The organism is Mycobacterium rhizamassiliense (assembly GCF_900157375.1).
Lineage (GTDB): Bacteria > Actinomycetota > Actinomycetes > Mycobacteriales > Mycobacteriaceae > Mycobacterium > Mycobacterium rhizamassiliense.
The window spans coordinates 5,664,000-5,680,668 of record NZ_LT721901.1; the positions used below are offsets into that span (position 1 = coordinate 5,664,000).

Annotated in this window: 17 protein-coding genes; 13 read left to right on the top strand and 4 right to left on the bottom strand. The window is 67.9% G+C overall.

The genetic code is table 11. The features are described from left to right. Window positions 1-13: 13 nt before the first annotated feature. Genes MRAB57_RS26815 through mqo form a run of 3 tightly spaced genes read right to left on the bottom strand, consistent with a single transcriptional unit; the run spans window position 14 to window position 3,862 of the window. Window positions 14-1,861, bottom strand: coding sequence for a magnesium chelatase subunit D family protein (locus tag MRAB57_RS26815; protein WP_077090031.1), 1,848 nt, complete (start codon window positions 1,859-1,861; stop codon window positions 14-16). Beyond that, complete coding sequence (locus tag MRAB57_RS26820; RefSeq protein WP_077090897.1) at window positions 1,858-2,328, bottom strand: GNAT family N-acetyltransferase; 471 nt, start codon at window positions 2,326-2,328, stop codon at window positions 1,858-1,860. The genes MRAB57_RS26815 and MRAB57_RS26820 overlap by 4 nt, the downstream gene beginning before the upstream one ends. Window positions 2,329-2,377: 49 nt before the next feature. After that, a complete protein-coding gene (mqo, locus tag MRAB57_RS26825) occupies window positions 2,378-3,862 on the bottom strand; it encodes a malate dehydrogenase (quinone) (RefSeq protein WP_077090032.1) in 1,485 nt (494 codons plus the stop codon). A gap of 107 nt (window positions 3,863-3,969) precedes the next feature. On the opposite strand from mqo, the gene MRAB57_RS26830 reads away from it, so the two are divergent. Together MRAB57_RS26830 and mtr are read left to right on the top strand one after the other, a co-directional pair. Then, window positions 3,970-4,992 carry an alpha/beta hydrolase gene (locus MRAB57_RS26830; RefSeq protein ID WP_077090033.1) on the top strand — a complete coding sequence of 341 codons (1,023 nt, stop codon included), beginning with the start codon at window positions 3,970-3,972 and terminating at the stop codon, window positions 4,990-4,992. 5 nt (window positions 4,993-4,997) lie between these two features. Next, window positions 4,998-6,377, top strand: a complete 1,380-nt coding sequence (mtr, locus tag MRAB57_RS26835) for a mycothione reductase (protein ID WP_077090898.1) — start codon at window positions 4,998-5,000, stop codon at window positions 6,375-6,377. Here mtr and MRAB57_RS26840 read toward each other — a convergent pair. Beyond that, the gene (locus MRAB57_RS26840; protein WP_077090034.1) at window positions 6,360-6,833 is read right to left on the bottom strand and encodes a Fur family transcriptional regulator; all 474 of its coding nucleotides are present in this window, start codon (window positions 6,831-6,833) and stop codon (window positions 6,360-6,362) included. The genes mtr and MRAB57_RS26840 overlap by 18 nt on opposite strands. 127 nt (window positions 6,834-6,960) lie before the next feature. Between MRAB57_RS26840 and nicT the strand changes: the two genes are divergently transcribed. The 11 genes from nicT (at window position 6,961) to MRAB57_RS26890 (ending at window position 16,669) form a co-directional block, all read left to right on the top strand. Next, a complete protein-coding gene (gene nicT / locus MRAB57_RS26845) occupies window positions 6,961-8,088 on the top strand; it encodes a Nickel transporter NicT (protein WP_077090035.1) in 1,128 nt (375 codons plus the stop codon). An 88-nt stretch (window positions 8,089-8,176) separates the two neighbouring features. Then, the gene (locus MRAB57_RS26850) at window positions 8,177-8,512 is read left to right on the top strand and encodes a hydrogenase maturation nickel metallochaperone HypA (protein ID WP_077090036.1); all 336 of its coding nucleotides are present in this window, start codon (window positions 8,177-8,179) and stop codon (window positions 8,510-8,512) included. A 48-nt stretch (window positions 8,513-8,560) separates the two neighbouring features. Then, window positions 8,561-9,343 carry a hydrogenase nickel incorporation protein HypB gene (hypB, locus tag MRAB57_RS26855; RefSeq protein WP_077090037.1) on the top strand — a complete coding sequence of 261 codons (783 nt, stop codon included), beginning with the start codon at window positions 8,561-8,563 and terminating at the stop codon, window positions 9,341-9,343. Window positions 9,344-9,575: 232 nt separating this feature from the next. Further along, the gene (locus MRAB57_RS26860; protein WP_077090038.1) at window positions 9,576-10,631 is read left to right on the top strand and encodes an NADH-quinone oxidoreductase subunit B family protein; all 1,056 of its coding nucleotides are present in this window, start codon (window positions 9,576-9,578) and stop codon (window positions 10,629-10,631) included. Window positions 10,632-10,704: 73 nt separating this feature from the next. Further along, window positions 10,705-12,507, top strand: coding sequence for a nickel-dependent hydrogenase large subunit (locus MRAB57_RS26865; RefSeq protein WP_077090039.1), 1,803 nt, complete (start codon window positions 10,705-10,707; stop codon window positions 12,505-12,507). Between the two features lie 3 nt (window positions 12,508-12,510). After that, the gene (locus MRAB57_RS26870) at window positions 12,511-13,416 is read left to right on the top strand and encodes a NifU family protein (protein ID WP_077090040.1); all 906 of its coding nucleotides are present in this window, start codon (window positions 12,511-12,513) and stop codon (window positions 13,414-13,416) included. Then, entirely contained in the window at window positions 13,413-14,048 is a 636-nt protein-coding gene (locus MRAB57_RS26875; RefSeq protein WP_077090041.1) for a DUF5947 family protein, read from the top strand. The genes MRAB57_RS26870 and MRAB57_RS26875 overlap by 4 nt, the downstream gene beginning before the upstream one ends. Continuing rightward, window positions 14,045-14,698 carry a DUF6084 family protein gene (locus MRAB57_RS26880; RefSeq protein WP_077090042.1) on the top strand — a complete coding sequence of 218 codons (654 nt, stop codon included), beginning with the start codon at window positions 14,045-14,047 and terminating at the stop codon, window positions 14,696-14,698. Before MRAB57_RS26875 ends, MRAB57_RS26880 begins: the two co-directional genes overlap by 4 nt. Beyond that, a complete protein-coding gene (locus MRAB57_RS26885; protein WP_077090043.1) occupies window positions 14,695-16,014 on the top strand; it encodes a hypothetical protein in 1,320 nt (439 codons plus the stop codon). Before MRAB57_RS26880 ends, MRAB57_RS26885 begins: the two co-directional genes overlap by 4 nt. Window positions 16,015-16,026: 12 nt before the next feature. Next, window positions 16,027-16,146, top strand: coding sequence for a DUF6893 family small protein (locus MRAB57_RS29685; RefSeq protein WP_425436791.1), 120 nt, complete (start codon window positions 16,027-16,029; stop codon window positions 16,144-16,146). A 19-nt stretch (window positions 16,147-16,165) separates the two neighbouring features. Continuing rightward, a complete protein-coding gene (locus MRAB57_RS26890; RefSeq protein WP_077090044.1) occupies window positions 16,166-16,669 on the top strand; it encodes a hydrogenase maturation protease in 504 nt (167 codons plus the stop codon).

The window sequence follows — 16,669 nt, forward strand, 5'->3', positions numbered from 1 at the left end:
GGTTACCTTTTTCTCAGGCGACGCTGCGCACGGCGTGCGTCAGCTGGTCGGCGTGCAACTGCTCGAGCCGGACGACGGGCGCACCCAGCTGGCGGGCGAGCTGAGGAGCCAAGCCCAGTCGCACATAGGACGTTTCGCAGTCCACCACCACGGCGGCCGCACCCTCGGCGACCAGCCGGGCCGCCGCGAATCGGCTGCGGCCCAACGGGTCCGGCCCGGCGGTGGCCCGACCGTCGGTGAGCACCACGACCAGCGGGCGGCGCGCCCGGTCGCGCGCCCGCTCCCGCACGATCAGCTCGCGCGCGGCCATCAATCCTTCGGCCAGCGGGGTCTTGCCGCCGGTGTCGAACCGGGCCAGCCGCCGGCCCGCGATATACGCCGACGACGTCGGCGGCAGCAGCAGCCGCGCCTCCTGCCCGCGGAACGTGATCACCGCGACCTTGTCACGGCGCTGATAGGCGTCGCGCAGCAGCGACAGCGTGGCGCCGCTGACGGCGGCCATCCGGTCGCGCGCGGCCATCGATCCGGACGCGTCGACGACGAAGATCACCAGATTGCCTTCGCGGCCTTCGCGAATGGCCCGGCGCACGTCGTCCGGCCCGGGCCGCAGCGGCCCCGCTCCGGCGCGCCCGGCGGCCGACAGCAGCGTCGCGAACAGGTGCAGCCCGTGCGCGCCGGGGCCGGGCTCGCCGCCGTCGGTGGCGGCCACCACGCTGCCGGAGCTGTTGCGGGCCCGGGAGCGCCGGCCCGGCGCGCCCTCGCCGACGCCCGGCACGGTCAGCGCCCGGGCGCGGAAGGTCTTCGACGGCGGCGCGCTGGGGCGCGTCGCAGTCGGCGGGGCTCCCTGCGATTTCTGTTGCGGTCGTTCGTATTCCGTCTCGCCATCGGATTGCCCGCCGCCGGGCGGATCCGGATCCGGGTCGGGCTCCGGGTCCGATGCGCCGGCCTGCTCGAGCGCCGCGTCCAGCTGGTCGCGGTCGATGCCCGGGTCGTCGAACGGATCGCGGCGACGGCGATGCGGCAGCGCCAGTTCGGCCGCCACCCGGATGTCCTGCTCCTCGACGGTGCCGGCGCCGCGCCACGCGGCGTGCGCGGCCGCGGTACGGGCCACCACCAGATCCGCCCGCATGCCGTCGACGTCGAAGGCCGCACACAGCGCGGCGATGCGCCGTAACTCGTTGTCCGGCAACACCACGTCGTCGACCAGCACGCGGGCCGCGGCGATCCGCTTGGCCAGCTCGGCGTCGTCGGCGGCATAACGTGTCGCGAAGCCGTCCGGGTCGGCCTCGTAGGCCATCCGCTGCCGGATGACCTCCACCCGCACGTCGACATCGCGCGAGGCGCGCACGTCGACGGTGAGACCGAATCGGTCCAGCAGCTGCGGGCGCAGTTCGCCCTCCTCGGGATTCATCGTGCCGATCAGCACGAAGCGGGCCTCGTGCGAATGCGAGATGCCGTCGCGTTCGACGTGCACGCGGCCCATCGCCGCGGCGTCGAGCAGCACGTCGACCAGGTGGTCGTGCAGCAGGTTGACCTCGTCGACGTAGAGCACGCCGCCGTGCGCGCGGGCCAGCAGGCCCGGCGAGAACGCGTGTTCGCCGTCGCGCAGCACCCGCTGCAGGTCCAGCGATCCGACCACCCTGTCTTCGGTTGCACCCAAAGGCATTTCGACCAGCCCGGCGCTGCCGCCGCCGGTCGCCGCCGCCAGCAGGGCGGCCAGGCCGCGCACGGCCGTCGACTTGGCCGTGCCCTTCTCGCCGCGGATCAGCGCCCCGCCGATCTCCGGGCGCACCGCGCACAGCAGCAGCGCGAGCCGCAGCTGCTCGTGGCCGACGATCGCGCTGAACGGGTAGGGCCTCACGGCTTGGCCGCCAGTCCGGAGCCGGGCCGCAGCATCGGGACGTGCGGGACGCCGTCGTCGACGAAATCCTCGCCGTCGCGGACGAACCCGTGCCGGGCGTACATGTCGGCGAGATACGTTTGCGCGTTGATGCGGCACGGGTAGTCGCCCACCTCGGCCAGCGCGGCGCGCAGCAGCCGGGTGGTGTGCCCCTGCCCGCGCGCGCTGCGCTTGGTGCACAGCCGGCCGATCCGGAACACCTTTTGGCCCCCCGCGTGCTCCTCCATCAGGCGCAGCGTGCAGATCACCTCGCCGTCAGACGTTTCCAGCCAGAAGTGCCGAGTCTCGGGCAGCAGATCCCGCCCGTCCAGCTCCGGGTACGGGATCGCCTGCTCGACGACGAACACCTCGACCCGCAGCTTGAGCAGCTCGTAAAGCGTTGGCACGTCGAGATCCTGGGCCCACGCGCGGCGCAGGGCCTCCGTCATCGGCACCGCTCCTCCTCATCACTACGTTCTGCATCGTCGACGGCGCGCGTCATGACACGCCTAACTTCAACATCTTCGAACCCCATGACCACACCTCGTCGAATAGCGCCGGCTCATCGGACAACTTGGCGCCCAGCGATGGAACCATCTCTTTGAGCATGGGTAACCACGACTGGTACCGATTGGAAAAACATCGCTGCAACACGTCGAGCATGATCGGGACCGCAGTCGAGGCCCCCGGCGAGCCGCCGAGCATGCCCGCGGTGCTGCCGTCGGCCGAACCCACCACGGTGGTGCCGAATTCGAGCACCCCGCCCCTGCGCCTGTCCCGGCGAATCACCTGCACGCGCTGGCCCGCCGTCGTCAGCTGCCAGTCCGAATCGACCGCGCCGGGCGCGAATTCGCGCAGCGCGCGCACCCGGTCGGCATGCGTGAGCCGCAGCTGGCCGATCAGATAGTTCACCAGCGTCAGCTCCGTGAGCCCGACGCCCAGCATGGACAGCACATTGTCTCCCCTGATGGATCGGGGCAGATCGCTGACGCGGCCGTGCTTCAGGAATTTGGGCGACCAGCCGGCGTAGGGCCCGAACACCAGCCACGACTTGCCATCGACGAACCGCAGATCCAGATGCAACGCGCCCAGCGGCGGGGCCCCGGGCGCGGGAACGCCGTACACCTTGGCCCGGTGCGCGGCCGTCAGCGCCGGGGCGTCGGCGCGCAGGAACCGGCCGCCGATCGGGAAACCGGCGAAGCCCTTGGCCTCCTTGATGCCGGAGCGCTGCAGCAGCGGCAGCGTGTCGCCGCCGGCCCCGAGGAATACGAATTTGGTGTTCAGCGAACGCTTTTCGCCGGTTCGGCGGTCGCGGATCGCCAGGGTCCAGCTGCCGTCGGATTGCCGGGTCGCGTTGCGGACGTCGTGGCCGAACAGCATCGTCGCGCCGGTCCGCACGCAAAAGTCGACGAGTTGCTTGGACAGCGAACCGAAGTCGACGTCGGTGCCGTCGGCGGCCCAGTTGAGCGCGATCGGCTCGGAGAAGTCGCGCCCGGCCGCCATGAGCGGTAGCCGCCGGGCGAATTCGTCCGGGTCGTCGATGAATTCGGTGCGCTCGAACAACGGGTTGCCGGCCAGCGCCGCGCGCCGGCGCCGCAGGTAGTCGACGCGCCGCGCGCCCTGTACGAAGCTCACGTGCGGAACGGGGTTGACGAAGCCGCGGTCGGTCAGGACGCCGCGTGCGAGCGCGTAGGCCCAGAACTGCCGGGTCACCTGGAACTGCTCGTTGATCGTCACCGCCTTGGTGATGTCGATCGAGCCGTCGGCGCGCTGCGGGGTGTAGTTCAACTCGCACAGCGCGGAGTGGCCGGTGCCGGCGTTGTTCCACGGGCCGCTGCTCTCGGCGCCGACGGCGTCCAGCCGTTCGATGATCGTGATCGACCAGTCCGGCTCGAGCAGACACAGCAACGCACCCAGGGTGGCGCTCATGATGCCCGCGCCCACCAGCACGACGTCGACGCGCGCGGTCCCTACGTCTGACACCGGGTCGTTGGTCCTCTCCTTGGCTGGGATGCCGGTCCCAGGTTATCGCGAGCGACCTGACCGCCGACCTGTGCCGCCCGCTCCAGCAAAAGCTATAAGCTGGCCTCGTGACTGGCTGGGTGCCCGACGTCCTGCCTGGCTACTGGCAGTGCACGATTCCGCTCGGCCTCGATCCCGCCGGCGAGGGCGACATCGTCGCAACGCTGATACGGCGCGGCAGCGAGGCCAGCGCCGGCCACGCCGTCCTGGCGGTGCACGGCTACACCGACTACTTCTTCAACACCGCGCTGGCCGACCACTTCGCCGATCGCGGTTTCGACTTCTACGCGCTGGACTTGCAGAAGTGCGGCCGGTCGCGGCGCGACGGCCAGACCCCGCACTTCATCAGCGACCTGGCCCAGTACGACGCGGAGCTGGAACGCGCCCTGGCCATCATCGGCGAGCGGGCCCGCCCCGGCCACCCGGTCAACGTCTTGGTGTACGGCCATTCCGCCGGCGGGCTCATCGTGTCGCTGTGGCTGGACCGGCTGCGCAGGCAACGCCCGCGGGCCCACGCGGCGGTCGGCGGCCTGGTGCTCAACAGCCCCTTCCTGGATCTGCACGGCCCGGCGATCGTGCGCCTGCCGCTGACCACCGCGATGATCGGCGGGCTGTCGCGGGTGCGCTCCAGGGGCGTGCTGCGGCCGTCGAGCAAGGGCGGCTACGGCAACACGCTGCACCGCGACTTCGACGGGGAGTTCGACTACAACCTGGCGTGGAAACCGTTGGGCGGCTTCCCCATCACGTTCGGCTGGCTGCACGCCGTGCGCCGGGGTCAGCGGCGGCTGCACCGCGGCCTCGACGTGGGCGTGCCCAACCTGCTGCTGCGCTCGGATCACAGCCTGCGCCGCCTCACCGATCCGTCGACCATGCACAGCGGCGACGCGGTGCTCGACGTAACCCAGATCGCCCGGTGGTCCGGCTGCATCGGCAACCGCACCGCCGTCGTTCCGGTGGCCGACGCCAAACACGATGTGTTCCTGTCGCTGCAGGGACCGCGCGAGGCCGCCTACCGGGAATTGGATCGCTGGCTGGACGGCTACCTGCGCAGCAACAACAGCGACGCCTCGGCATCCTTCGGGCAGGGGTGACGAGCGTGGAGACCTACGACGTCGCGATCATCGGAACCGGTTCGGGCAATAGCATTCTCGACGGCCGCTTCGCCGACAAGCGGGTGGCGATCTGTGAGCAGGGCACGTTCGGCGGCACCTGCCTCAACGTCGGCTGCATCCCGACGAAGATGTTCGTCTACGCCGCCGAGGTCGCCCAGACGGTCCGGGAGGCGGCGCGGTTCGGCGTCGACGCGCACATCGACCGCGTGCGCTGGGACGACATCGTCTCGCGCGTGTTCGGGCGCATCGATCCGATCGGTGTCAGCGGTGAGGACTACCGGAGCTCCGCGCCCAACATCGATGTGTACAAGCAGCACACCCGCTTCGGACCGGTCCAAGCCGATGGCCGCTACCTGCTGCGCACCGATGCCGGCGACGAATTCACCGCAGGCCAGGTGGTGATCGCGGCCGGCGCGCGGGCCGTGGTTCCCTCGGCGATCCTCGAGTGCGGCGCGCAGTACTACACCAGCGACACGGTCATGCGCATCCCGGAACTGCCGGAGCATCTGGTGATAGTCGGGGGCGGTTTCGTCGCGGCCGAATTCGCCCACATCTTCTCGTCGCTGGGCACGCGGGTGACCCTGGTGGTCCGCGGCTCGGCCATGCTGCGGCACTGCGATGACGTGCTGTGCAAACGCTTTACCCGCATCGCGTCGAGCAAATGGGAACTGCACACCCACTGCAATGTCGTGGGCGCGGAGAATCAGGACTCGGGTGTTTCGGTGCAGCTCGACAACGGCCACACCGTGCACGCCGACGCGCTGCTGGTGGCCACCGGCCGGGTGTCCAACGCCGACCAGCTCGACCTCGAGCAGGCAGGCATTACCGTCGAGGACGGCCGGGCGGCGGTCGACGAATACCAAAGAACCTCAGCGCGTGGGGTTTTCGCGCTCGGCGATGTCTCCTCGGCGTATCAGCTCAAGCACGTGGCCAACCACGAGGCGCGCGTGGTGCGCCACAACCTGCTGTGCGACTGGGACGACACCGACGCGATGGTTGCCGCCGACCATCGCTACGTTCCGTCGGCGGTGTTCACCGATCCCCAGATCGCTTCCGTCGGATTGACCGAAAACGAGGCCATCGCAGCGGGTTTCAAGATCTCGGTGAAGATTCAGGACTACGGAGACGTCGCCTACGGCTGGGCGATGGAGGACACCACCGGCATCGTGAAGCTCATCGCCGAGCGCGGCACCGGTCGCCTGCTCGGCGCGCACATCATGGGCCATCAGGCGTCGTCGATCATCCAGCCGCTGATCCAGGCGATGAGCTTCGGGCTGACCGTGCCGGAAATGGCCCGCGGCCAGTACTGGATCCACCCGGCCCTGCCCGAGGTGATCGAGAACGCGCTACTGGGTTTGTCGTGACTGGCACTGCGGGCACAGGCCGCGCAGCGTCAGGCCGGCCCGGTCGGACAGCGAAAACGAACTGCCCGCCATCGCGTGCTCGAGCGCGGTGGACAACCGTCGGGCGGGCACCTCGATGATCGAGGCGCACTGCGTGCACACCGCGTGGTGATGCGGGGCGGTGGCCAGCCCGTAGGTGGTGACGCCGTCGTCGAGGGTCAGCGCGTGCAGCACCCCCTGATCGACCAGGGTGGTCACCGTGCGGTAGATGGTCGCCACGTCGGGCGGCTGCGCGCCCTCGAGCAGGCACGCGCGCACCCGCCCGTGGATCTCCGCCACCGCCAGGTGCCCGTTGACCGGCTCCAACACCGCGAGCACCTGGATCCGTGACGCCGTCCGGCGCAGCCCACGGGCCCGCAGGAAGGCACCGATACGCTCGGTGACCGCGGGATCCAGGGCCGACGGGTTCGATGTCACGTGTTCAGTGTCGCGCCCGACACCCGGGATTGCCAGCGAGCGCGCGATCTTTCTTGCAATCGACTTGCATTCAGCGCGCGCGAAAACCTACAGTCGTCGCTGTCTGCCCATCCCCGGAAGGACCGTGATGCTTCGCAGTGAGTCCGCCCGGCGGTCGTCGTGGTGGCCCACCTTGCGCGGCGCCCTGACGCCGCCGGAGTGGCGACGGCTGGGATTGATGACGGCAATCATCGTGGCCCTGCACGTGATCGGCTGGGGCACCCTGTTGTGCATCGTGGACCCCGCCCGGCTCAGCCTGGGCGGCAAGGCATTTGGGATCGGGATCGGGGTGACGGCCTACACGCTGGGCCTGCGGCACGCCTTCGACGCCGACCACATCGCCGCCATCGACAACACCACCCGCAAATTGATGACCGACGGCCAGCGCCCGCTGGCGGTCGGCTTCTTCTTCTCGCTGGGCCATTCGACGGTGGTGTTCGCACTGGCCCTGCTGCTGGCCACCGGGGTCAAGGCGATCATCGGTCCCGTCGAGGACGACTCGTCGGCCCTGCATCACTACACGGGGCTGATCGGCACCAGCGTGTCGGGCGTATTCCTCTATGTGATCGCGATCCTCAACGTCGTTGTCCTAGTCGGGATCCTGCGGATGTTCATGCGGTTGCGCCGCGGCGAGTACGACTCCGAAACCTGGGCCGCCGAGCTGGAAGGGCACCTGAACAATCGCGGGCTGCTCAACCGGGCGCTCGGCCGCTTCACCAAGTCGATCACCCGGTCCTGGCACATCTACCCGATCGGCCTGTTGTTCGGCCTGGGCTTCGACACTGCCACCGAGATCGCGCTGCTGGTCCTGGCCGGCACCAGCGCCGCGGCCGGGCTGCCGTGGTACGCCATCCTGTGCCTGCCCGTGCTGTTCACCGCCGGCATGTGCCTGCTGGACACCATCGACGGCTCCTTCATGAATTTCGCGTACGGCTGGGCGTTTTCCAGTCCAGTGCGCAAGATCTACTACAACATCACCATCACCGGGCTGTCGGTCGCGGTCGCGCTGCTGATCGGCAGCGTCGAGCTGCTCGACCTGTTCGCGGGCCAGCTCGGCTGGCAGGGGCCGTTCTGGAATTGGCTCGGCGGGCTGGACCTGAACACCCTCGGCTTCGCCGTCGTCGGCCTGTTCGTGGTCACCTGGGCGGTCGCGCTGCTGGTGTGGCGGTTTGGCCGCATCGAAGAGAAGTGGGCGCCGGCCGAGGGCGCCAGCTGACTGCCGGCGCAGTCATTGCGCTATTCGCTGCGGCCGCGCGGGTGTAGAAACGATTTCATGGGCTCCAGCCCGACGCCGGTGACCGACGATGCATGAGTTGTCGCTCTGCGAGGCGATCGCCGGGGTGGTCAAGACACATGCCGAGGGCCGGCACGTGGACGTGGTGCGCGTCCAGATCGGCGCGCTGCGCCAGGTGGTGCCGGATTCGCTGTCGTTCTGCTGGACACTCGTGCGGGATTCCGAGGACATGCCGGACGCCGAACTGGAGCTCGAATGCGTCAGCGCCGAGGTGCGTTGCCGCGCCTGCGGACGGAGTTCGGAGATCACCTCGGCGTGGTCGATCTGGTGCCCCCGGTGCGACAGCTCCGACGTCGAGGTGCTGCACGGCAACGAATTCTCGGTCACGTCACTGGATGTCTCGTGAGAAGGGGCCCGTGGCGCCGTCAGGCGCCGCGCCGAAAGGTGTTGAGCGATGGGTAGATTTCATCGGCACGACGACGGCACCGTGCACACACACGAGCACGATCACCTCCCACACGAGCATGAGCGCGAGCACGGCGATCACAGTCGCTACGAGACCGGCAAGCAGCGAATCGACGTGCTGGAGGCGATCTTCGCCGAGAACGACGTCCTGGCCGCCGCTAATCGCGCGGCATTCGAAAGCAACGGAATTCGCGCCGTCAACCTGATGAGCTCACCGGGCTCGGGCAAGACGACGGTGTTGGCTGCGACGCTGGACGAGCTGGCCGGCGAGCTCGCGATCGGGGTGATCGAGGGCGACATCGCCACCGACCTCGATGCGGCCAAACTCAGCGGTCGCGGCGCCCAGGTGTCACTGCTGAACACCAGCAACGGGTTTGGCGGTGAATGCCACCTCGACGCGCCCATGGTCAGTCGCGCGCTGCCGGGCCTCGACCTGCCCGGCCTGGACCTGGTGGTCATCGAAAACGTCGGGAACCTGGTCTGTCCGGCGGAGTTCGACGTCGGCGAGCACGCCAAGGCGATGGTCTACTCCGTCACCGAGGGCGAGGACAAGCCGCTGAAGTATCCGGTGATGTTTCGATCGGTGGACGTGGTCTTGCTCAACAAGATTGACCTGGTTCCCCATCTCGATGTCGACGTGGACAGCTACGTCGCGCATGTCCGGGAGGTCAACGCGACCGCGACGATCCTGCCGGTGAGCGCGCGCACGGGCGACGGGATGGGCGCATGGTTCGGCTGGCTACGACGATTCGTCGACGACCGGCCATCCTGAGGGCACGCTTCGCGGACTGCTTAGCCAGTCTCATTGGTTAGCCGAAACTTCTTGCCGTACAGCGAAAAAACGTCCGAAAATAGATGCGAAACATTTGTTTGGTTGCCCGAGCAGGGAGAACCGTTGACAACGCTTGAGGGCCGGAGTAGGCCTGAAAACAGCGCTGTGCAAGTGGGCCGAGGGTCGACTCCGGCAGTGCAGGGGCCCCAGCCCGGCCCCGGGAAGCTGCGGCATGCCGACAGAAGCAGCAGTCAAAGCAGAAGAAACCTTGATCCACGTTCTGTGGATCAATGCAGGTCTAAGTTGTGACGGTGATTCGGTGGCCTTGACTGCCGCCACCCAACCCACCGTCGAGGAAATCGCGCTGGGAGCTCTTCCCGGTCTCCCCAAGGTCGCGGTCCACTGGCCGCTGATCGACTTCGAGTGCGGCCCCACCGGTGGGGCCGACGATTTTCTGGAATGGTTCTTCAAAGCCGATCGCGGCGAGCTGGAACCATTCGTGCTGGTCGTCGAGGGGTCGATCCCCAACGAAAAGATCAAGGACGAAGGCTACTGGTGCGGGTTCGGCAACGACCCGGCCACCGGGCAGCCGATGACCACCAGCGAGTGGCTCGACCGGCTCACGCCGAAGGCCACGGCGGTCGTCGCGGTCGGGACGTGCGCCACCTACGGCGGCATTCACGCGATGGCCGGCAACCCGACCGGGGCGATGGGGGTTCCCGACTACCTGGGTTGGGACTGGAAGAGCAAGGCCGGCATCCCGATCGTCTGCGTCCCCGGCTGCCCGGCCCATCCCGACAACATGGCGGAGACGCTGACCTACCTGCTCTACATGGCCACCGGTCAGGCGCCGATGATCCCGCTCGACGAAGCGCTACGCCCGCAATGGTTGTTCGGCAAGACCGTGCACGAGGGGTGCGACCGGGCCGGCTACTACGAAGAGGGCGATTTCGCCACCGAGTACGGGTCGCCGAAATGCATTGTGAAACTTGGCTGTTGGGGCCCGGTCGTCAAATGCAACGTGCCCAAGCGTGGGTGGATCAACGGCATCGGTGGTTGCCCCAACGTCGGCGGCATCTGCATCGGATGCACCATGCCGGGCTTCCCGGACAAGTTCATGCCGTTCATGGACGAGCCGCCGGGCGGCAAGCTCTCCAGCACCGCGTCGGGCCTGTACGGGTCGCTGATCCGCGGCCTGCGGCACATCACCGAGCACACCCTGGACAAGGAACCGCGCTGGCGCCACAACGGCGGCCAACTCACCACCGGAGCAAAACGCACCTGGTAGGTGGCGGCGCGTTTCTTTCGTTTTCACGACCTTCACTACAGCAGCCCCGGGGGGGCAGAGAGCAGTAATTGCGATGACAACCATCATTCCCAAGCCGACACAGGAAAAGCGGGAGCCGGGCCAGCTCGTCGAAATGGCGTGGGACCCGATCACCCGGATCGTGGGTAGCCTCGGCATCTACACCAAGATCGATTTCGAGAACAAGGAAGTCGTCGAGTGCCATAGCACCTCGTCCATTTTCCGAGGCTATTCGATCTTCATGAAGGGCAAGGACCCTCGCGACGCCCACTTCATCACCAGCCGCATCTGCGGCATCTGCGGCGACAACCACGCCACCTGTTCCTGCTATGCGCAGAACATGGCCTACGGCGTCAAGCCGCCGCACATCGGCGAATGGATCGTCAATTTGGGCGAGGCCGCGGAATACATGTTCGACCACAACATCTTTCAGGAGAACCTGGTCGGGGTGGACTTCTGCGAGAAGATGGTCGCCGAGACTAACCCGAGCGTGCTGTCCCAGGCCGAGAAGACCGCGGCACCGCACGCCGACGCGCACGGGTATAAAACCATCGCCGACATCATGCGCTCGCTCAATCCATTCAGCGGTGAGTTCTACCGCGAGGCGCTCGCGGTCAGCCGCTGGACGCGAGAGATGTTCTGCCTCATGGAAGGTCGCCACGTACACCCGTCCACGCTGTACCCCGGCGGGGTCGGCACCGTCGCGACCATCCAGCTGATGACCGACTACATGACACGCCTGATGCGCTACGTCGAGTTCATGAAGAAGGTCGTGCCCATGCACGACGACCTGTTCGACTTCTTCTACGACGCGCTGCCCGGCTACGACAAGGTCGGCCTGCGCCGGACGCTGCTGGGCTGCTGGGGTTCGTTCCAGGACCCCGAGGTGTGCAACTTCGAGTACAAGGACATGGAGCGCTGGGGCAACGCGATGTTCGTGACCCCGGGCGTCGTGGTCGACGGCAAGCTGGTCACCCACTCACTGGTCGACATCAACCTCGGCATCCGGATCCTTTTGGGCAGTTCGTATTACGACGACTGGACCGAGCAGGAGATGTTCGTCAAGACCGATCCGCTGGGCAACGCCGTGGACCGGCGCCATCCGTGGAACCAGCACACCAATCCGCATCCGCAGAAACGCGACATGGAAGCGGGCGGCAAGTACAGCTGGGTGATGTCACCACGCTGGTTCGACGGCAAGGACCACTTGGCGCTCGACACCGGCGGAGGCCCGCTGGCCCGGCTCTGGTCGACCGCGCTGGCCGGCCTCGTCGACATCGGCTACGTCAAGGCCACCGGCAGCAGCGTCAAGATCAACCTGCCCAAGACCGCGCTGAAGGGCCCGGTCGAATTCGAGTGGCAGATCCCGAAGTACGGCAGCAACACGATCGAACGCGATCGCGCACGCACCTACTTCCAGGCCTACGCGGCGGCGTGCGCGCTGCATTTCGCCGAGAAGGCGCTCGAGGAGATCCGGGCCGGGCGCACCAAGACGTGGGAGAAATTCGAGGTGCCCGACGAGGGCATCGGGTGTGGGTTCACCGAGGCGGTACGCGGCGTGCTCAGTCACCACATGGTGATTCGGGACGGCAAGATCGCCAACTACCACCCCTACCCGCCCACACCGTGGAATGCCAACCCGCGGGACAGCTTTGGCACGCCGGGGCCCTACGAGGATGCGGTGCAGGGCCAACCGATCTTCGAGGAGAACAGCCGGGAGAACTTCAAGGGCATCGACATCATGCGCACCGTCCGCAGCTTCGATCCATGCCTGCCCTGCGGCGTGCACATGTATCTGGGGAACGGCAAGACGCTACAGAGAGTGCACACTCCCACGCAGTCACCCGCCGGGGAGTGAGCCATGGCGGATCGCCCGGAGACCCCCGACAGCGAGACGCAGTGGCGCACCGCGGGCGATCGGATCCAGACGCTGCTGGACTCGTGCGCGGCGGGCGGGCCGGCCGCACACGAGCGCGCGCAGCGGCTGGTCCGGGAGGTGGTCGAGCTGTACGGGGCCGGGCTGCAACGGATCATGGCGCTTTCCGCCGACACCCCCGGCCTGGCGGAGCGGCTGGCCACCGACGACCTGTTGGCCAGCCTGCTCTTGGTGCACGGGCTGCACCCACACGACACCCGGCGCCGCGTAGCCGACGCACTCGACCGGGTGCGGCCGTATCTGGGCTCGCACGGCGGCGATGTCGAGCTGCTGGACGTCGTCTTCCAGCAGGGAGGGGCCACGGTGCGCCTCGCATTCCAGGGAAGCTGCAAGAGCTGCCCCTCGTCGGCCGTGACGCTGGAGCTGGCCGTGGAAGACGCGGTGCGGGCCGCCGCGCCCGAGGTCTGCGCCATCGAGGCGGTCGCGGCGCAGCCGGCCGCCGACGTGATCCCCACCGAATCGCTTCTGGCGCATGTGCATTCGAATGGCGACAACCATTCGAGCGGCTCAACTTGGCATCCGGTGCCCGACCTGGCGGCGTTGGAGCCGGGCGAGGTCGCGGGGTTCCTGATTTCGGGCACGGCGCTGCTGGTGTGCCGGGTCGGCGACCTGCCGCTGGCCTATCGCGACCATTGCCCGGTGTGTGACGACTCGCTGGCGGGCGCGCGACTGCGTGAGACGCTGCTGGGCTGCCCCCGCTGCGGCACCCAGTTCGACGTCGTGCGCGCCGGGGCCGGGCCCGGCGGCACCCACCTCGAGCCGCTGCCACTGCTGCTGCGCGATGGGGTGCCGTCGGTCGCGTTGCCGGAACCGATGGGTGCCGGCGCATGACGAGCCCGTATGACGTGCTGGTCGGCATCACCAGCAATCGGACGGCTCCCGAGCCGGCCGGTGAGCGGTGCGAAATGTGCGCTGAGTCGATCGCCGACGAGCATCAGCACGTCGTGAATGTGGCAGGCCGCCAGCTGATGTGCGTGTGCCGCGGGTGTTATCTGCTGTTCACCGATAGCGCCGCCGAACTGCGCTACCGGGCGGTGCCGGACCGCTATCTGGTGTTCCCAAATTTCGCGCTGGACCGCCGCGCATGGGAAGCGCTGCAGATACCGGTGGGGGTTGCCTTCTTCTTCACCAACTCCGCGCTCGGCCGCACCGTGGCGTTCTACCCCGGCCCGGCCGGGGCCTGCGAATCCGAGCTCGACCTGGACGCGTGGACCGCGATCAGCGGCGACGACCCCCGGGTCGCCCTGCTGGCCGACGACGTGGAGGCGTTGCTGGTCCGGGTCCCCGAAGGCGGCGAATTCGCCGACCCGCAAAGCTACCTCGTGCCGATCGACGCCTGTTACGAATTCGTCGGACGGCTGCGCATGCTGTGGCGCGGCTTCGACGGCGGCCAGGAGGCCCGGCACTTCATCGACAGTTTCTTCGCGCAGGTCGCCGCCCGGTCGCGCGAGGTGACCCGATGACCGAGCGCCAGCTGGAGCTGACCTTCACGGTCGTCGACGTGGCCCCCGAGCCCTACAGCGTCAGCCCGGTGCTGACCGCCCGCGTGAGCGTCGGTGCCAGTACCGACGACCCGGTGCACGCCATCGCATTACGGTGTCAGGTCCGGATCGAACCGCTGCGACGGTCCTACTCCGACGACGAGGCGGCCGGGCTGCTCGATCTGTTCGGGCCCCGCGAGCGCTGGGCGACGACGCAGCGCACCTTTCTCTGGCAGCATTGCACCGCGCTGGTGCCCGGGTTCACGGGTACCACCACGGTGGCGCTCCCGCTGGACTGCAGCTACGACTTCGAGGTCGCCGCGGCTAAGTACCTGCACGCGCTGCGCGACGGCGCACTGCCGCTGCAATTCCTGTTCAGCGGCACCATATTCGTCAAGTCCGAACGCGGATTCTCGGTGCAGCAGGTGTCCTGGGACTGCGAGCACCACTACGACATGCCGGTCTCGGTCTGGCGCGACCTGATCACGCAGCACTATCCGAACACCGGTTGGGTGCGCCTGAACCATGACACCATCACCGCACTGGCCGGCTACAAATCGACGCGCGGGCTGCTCGACCTCGACCACGCGATCATCTCACTGCTCGACGCCGATCGGGAGGCGGCGAGATGACGTCCAGCTGGGACCGGGCGCGCCTCGTCGCCGACGCGGTGCTCTACGAGGGCTACCTGTTGTATCCCTATCGCGGGACGTCGAGCAAGAACCAATCACGTTGGCAATTTGGTGTTCTGGGGCCACCGGGGGCGGCCGACGCCGGCCTCGGCGAAGACGACACCCTGGCGGCGCAATTCCTGGTCGACGGCGCGCAGGCGATCACACTGGTGGTGCGATTTTTGCAGTTGCAGCACCGCAGCGCGCAGCGCGAACTCGCCGAGGGCTTTACACCCGTCGCCGAGCTCACCACCCCGAACGGGGCCTGGCTGACGTGGGACGAAGCGGTCGACTGCGAAAACTCTTTTGGCCCAATCCCACTCGATGGTCAGCGCACGCTCCCGATAGTCGCGGACGCCGCCACCGACGTCGAGCCCGTCGAGGGCGGGCGGTTGGTCCGGGAACGTCAGCGGGTCCAAGGCGAACTGACCGTGGACACCGAGCCTGACGGCGAGCTGTGCCGCGTGTCGATACGGGTCAGCAACGTCGGCGGCCCCGCGGCCGACAAGCAGGACGCGATCGCCCGGTCCATGATCGGAACCCACGTTCTCGCCGAAGTCGTTGGTGGACAATTCGTCTCGCTACTCGACCCCCCGCCCGGCGCGGCCGACGCGGCGACGCGTTGTGAGCACCACCGCTGCTTTCCCGTGCTGGCCGGCCCGCCGGGCAGCGACGACATCTTGCTGGTATCGCCGATCATCCTCTACGACCATCCCGAGGTCGCCGAACAAAGCAACACCGCGCTCTACGACTGCACCGAGATCGACGAGATCCTGACGCTGCGTGTGATGACCATGACGGACGAAGAGAAGGCGCAGGCGCGGGCCACCGACCCGCGGGCCGCCCAGCTCATCGACCAGTGCGACGGCATGTCACCCGAAGCGATGGCGCGCCTGCACGGGGCGCTGCGGGATCCGCATTCGGCAGCGGGGCTGGTCCCGGAAATTCCGGAAGGCGTCGAGTGGTGGGACCCGTTGGCCGACAATGCCGTTCGGCCAGAAATCGACGCGGTGCTGGTGAACGGGGCTCGCATCGCGCGCGGCAGCAGGGTACGGCTGCGGCCCGCCCGCAACGCGGACGCCCAGGACATCTTCGTCGCGGGGAAGACCGCCCACGTCACGTCGGTGCACGAGGACGTTGAGGGAAACAAGCATGTCGGTGTCGTTGTCGACGATGACCCGGCCGCCGATCTGCACGAGTGGTACGGCCGCTACCTGTACTTCTCCCCCGACGAGATCGAGCCGCTGCAGACCGCGGAGCCCACGAGAAATCCCTGAAAGGAGTCCGACATGGAAGTCATGGGTTGGATATTCGTCGCCCTCATCGCCCTGGTGGTGGCGGTGGGCATGGTGCTGGGGGTGGTGTCGCTACCGGATGCCCGCCGATACCTCAAATTGAGGCGGATGTAACCAAGTTCGGACACTGAAGATGCCAACGCGCATTCTGGTCGCCGGGATCGGGAACATCTTCCTCGGCGACGACGGATTCGGTTCTGAGGTAATCCGAAACGCCGCGATCTCGCTCGGCGATTCGAGCGTCCGCGTGACCGACTACGGGATCAGTGGCATGCACCTGGCCTACGATCTGCTCGACGAATGGGATGGTCTGGTCCTCGTCGACGCGGTGCCCAGTCGCGGCAGACCGGGCACGCTGCACGTCTTCCAGGCCGACCACGATGGTCCTGAATCGGGTTTGGCCGCACTGGGTCTGGATGGCCACAGCATGGATCCGGCCGCGGTGTTCGCCAGCCTGCGGGCGCTGGGCGGCAGGCCGCCCTACACGGTGGTCATCGGATGTGAGGCCGGCAGTGTCGAAGAAGGCATCGGCCTCACCGTCCCGGTCGCCGAGGCGGTTCCGCGGGCCGCCCGAGCCGTCGCGGAAATCGTCGCGGCGCTGCAAACGTCCGGCGCGCCGATATCCGAGGAGTGCTGA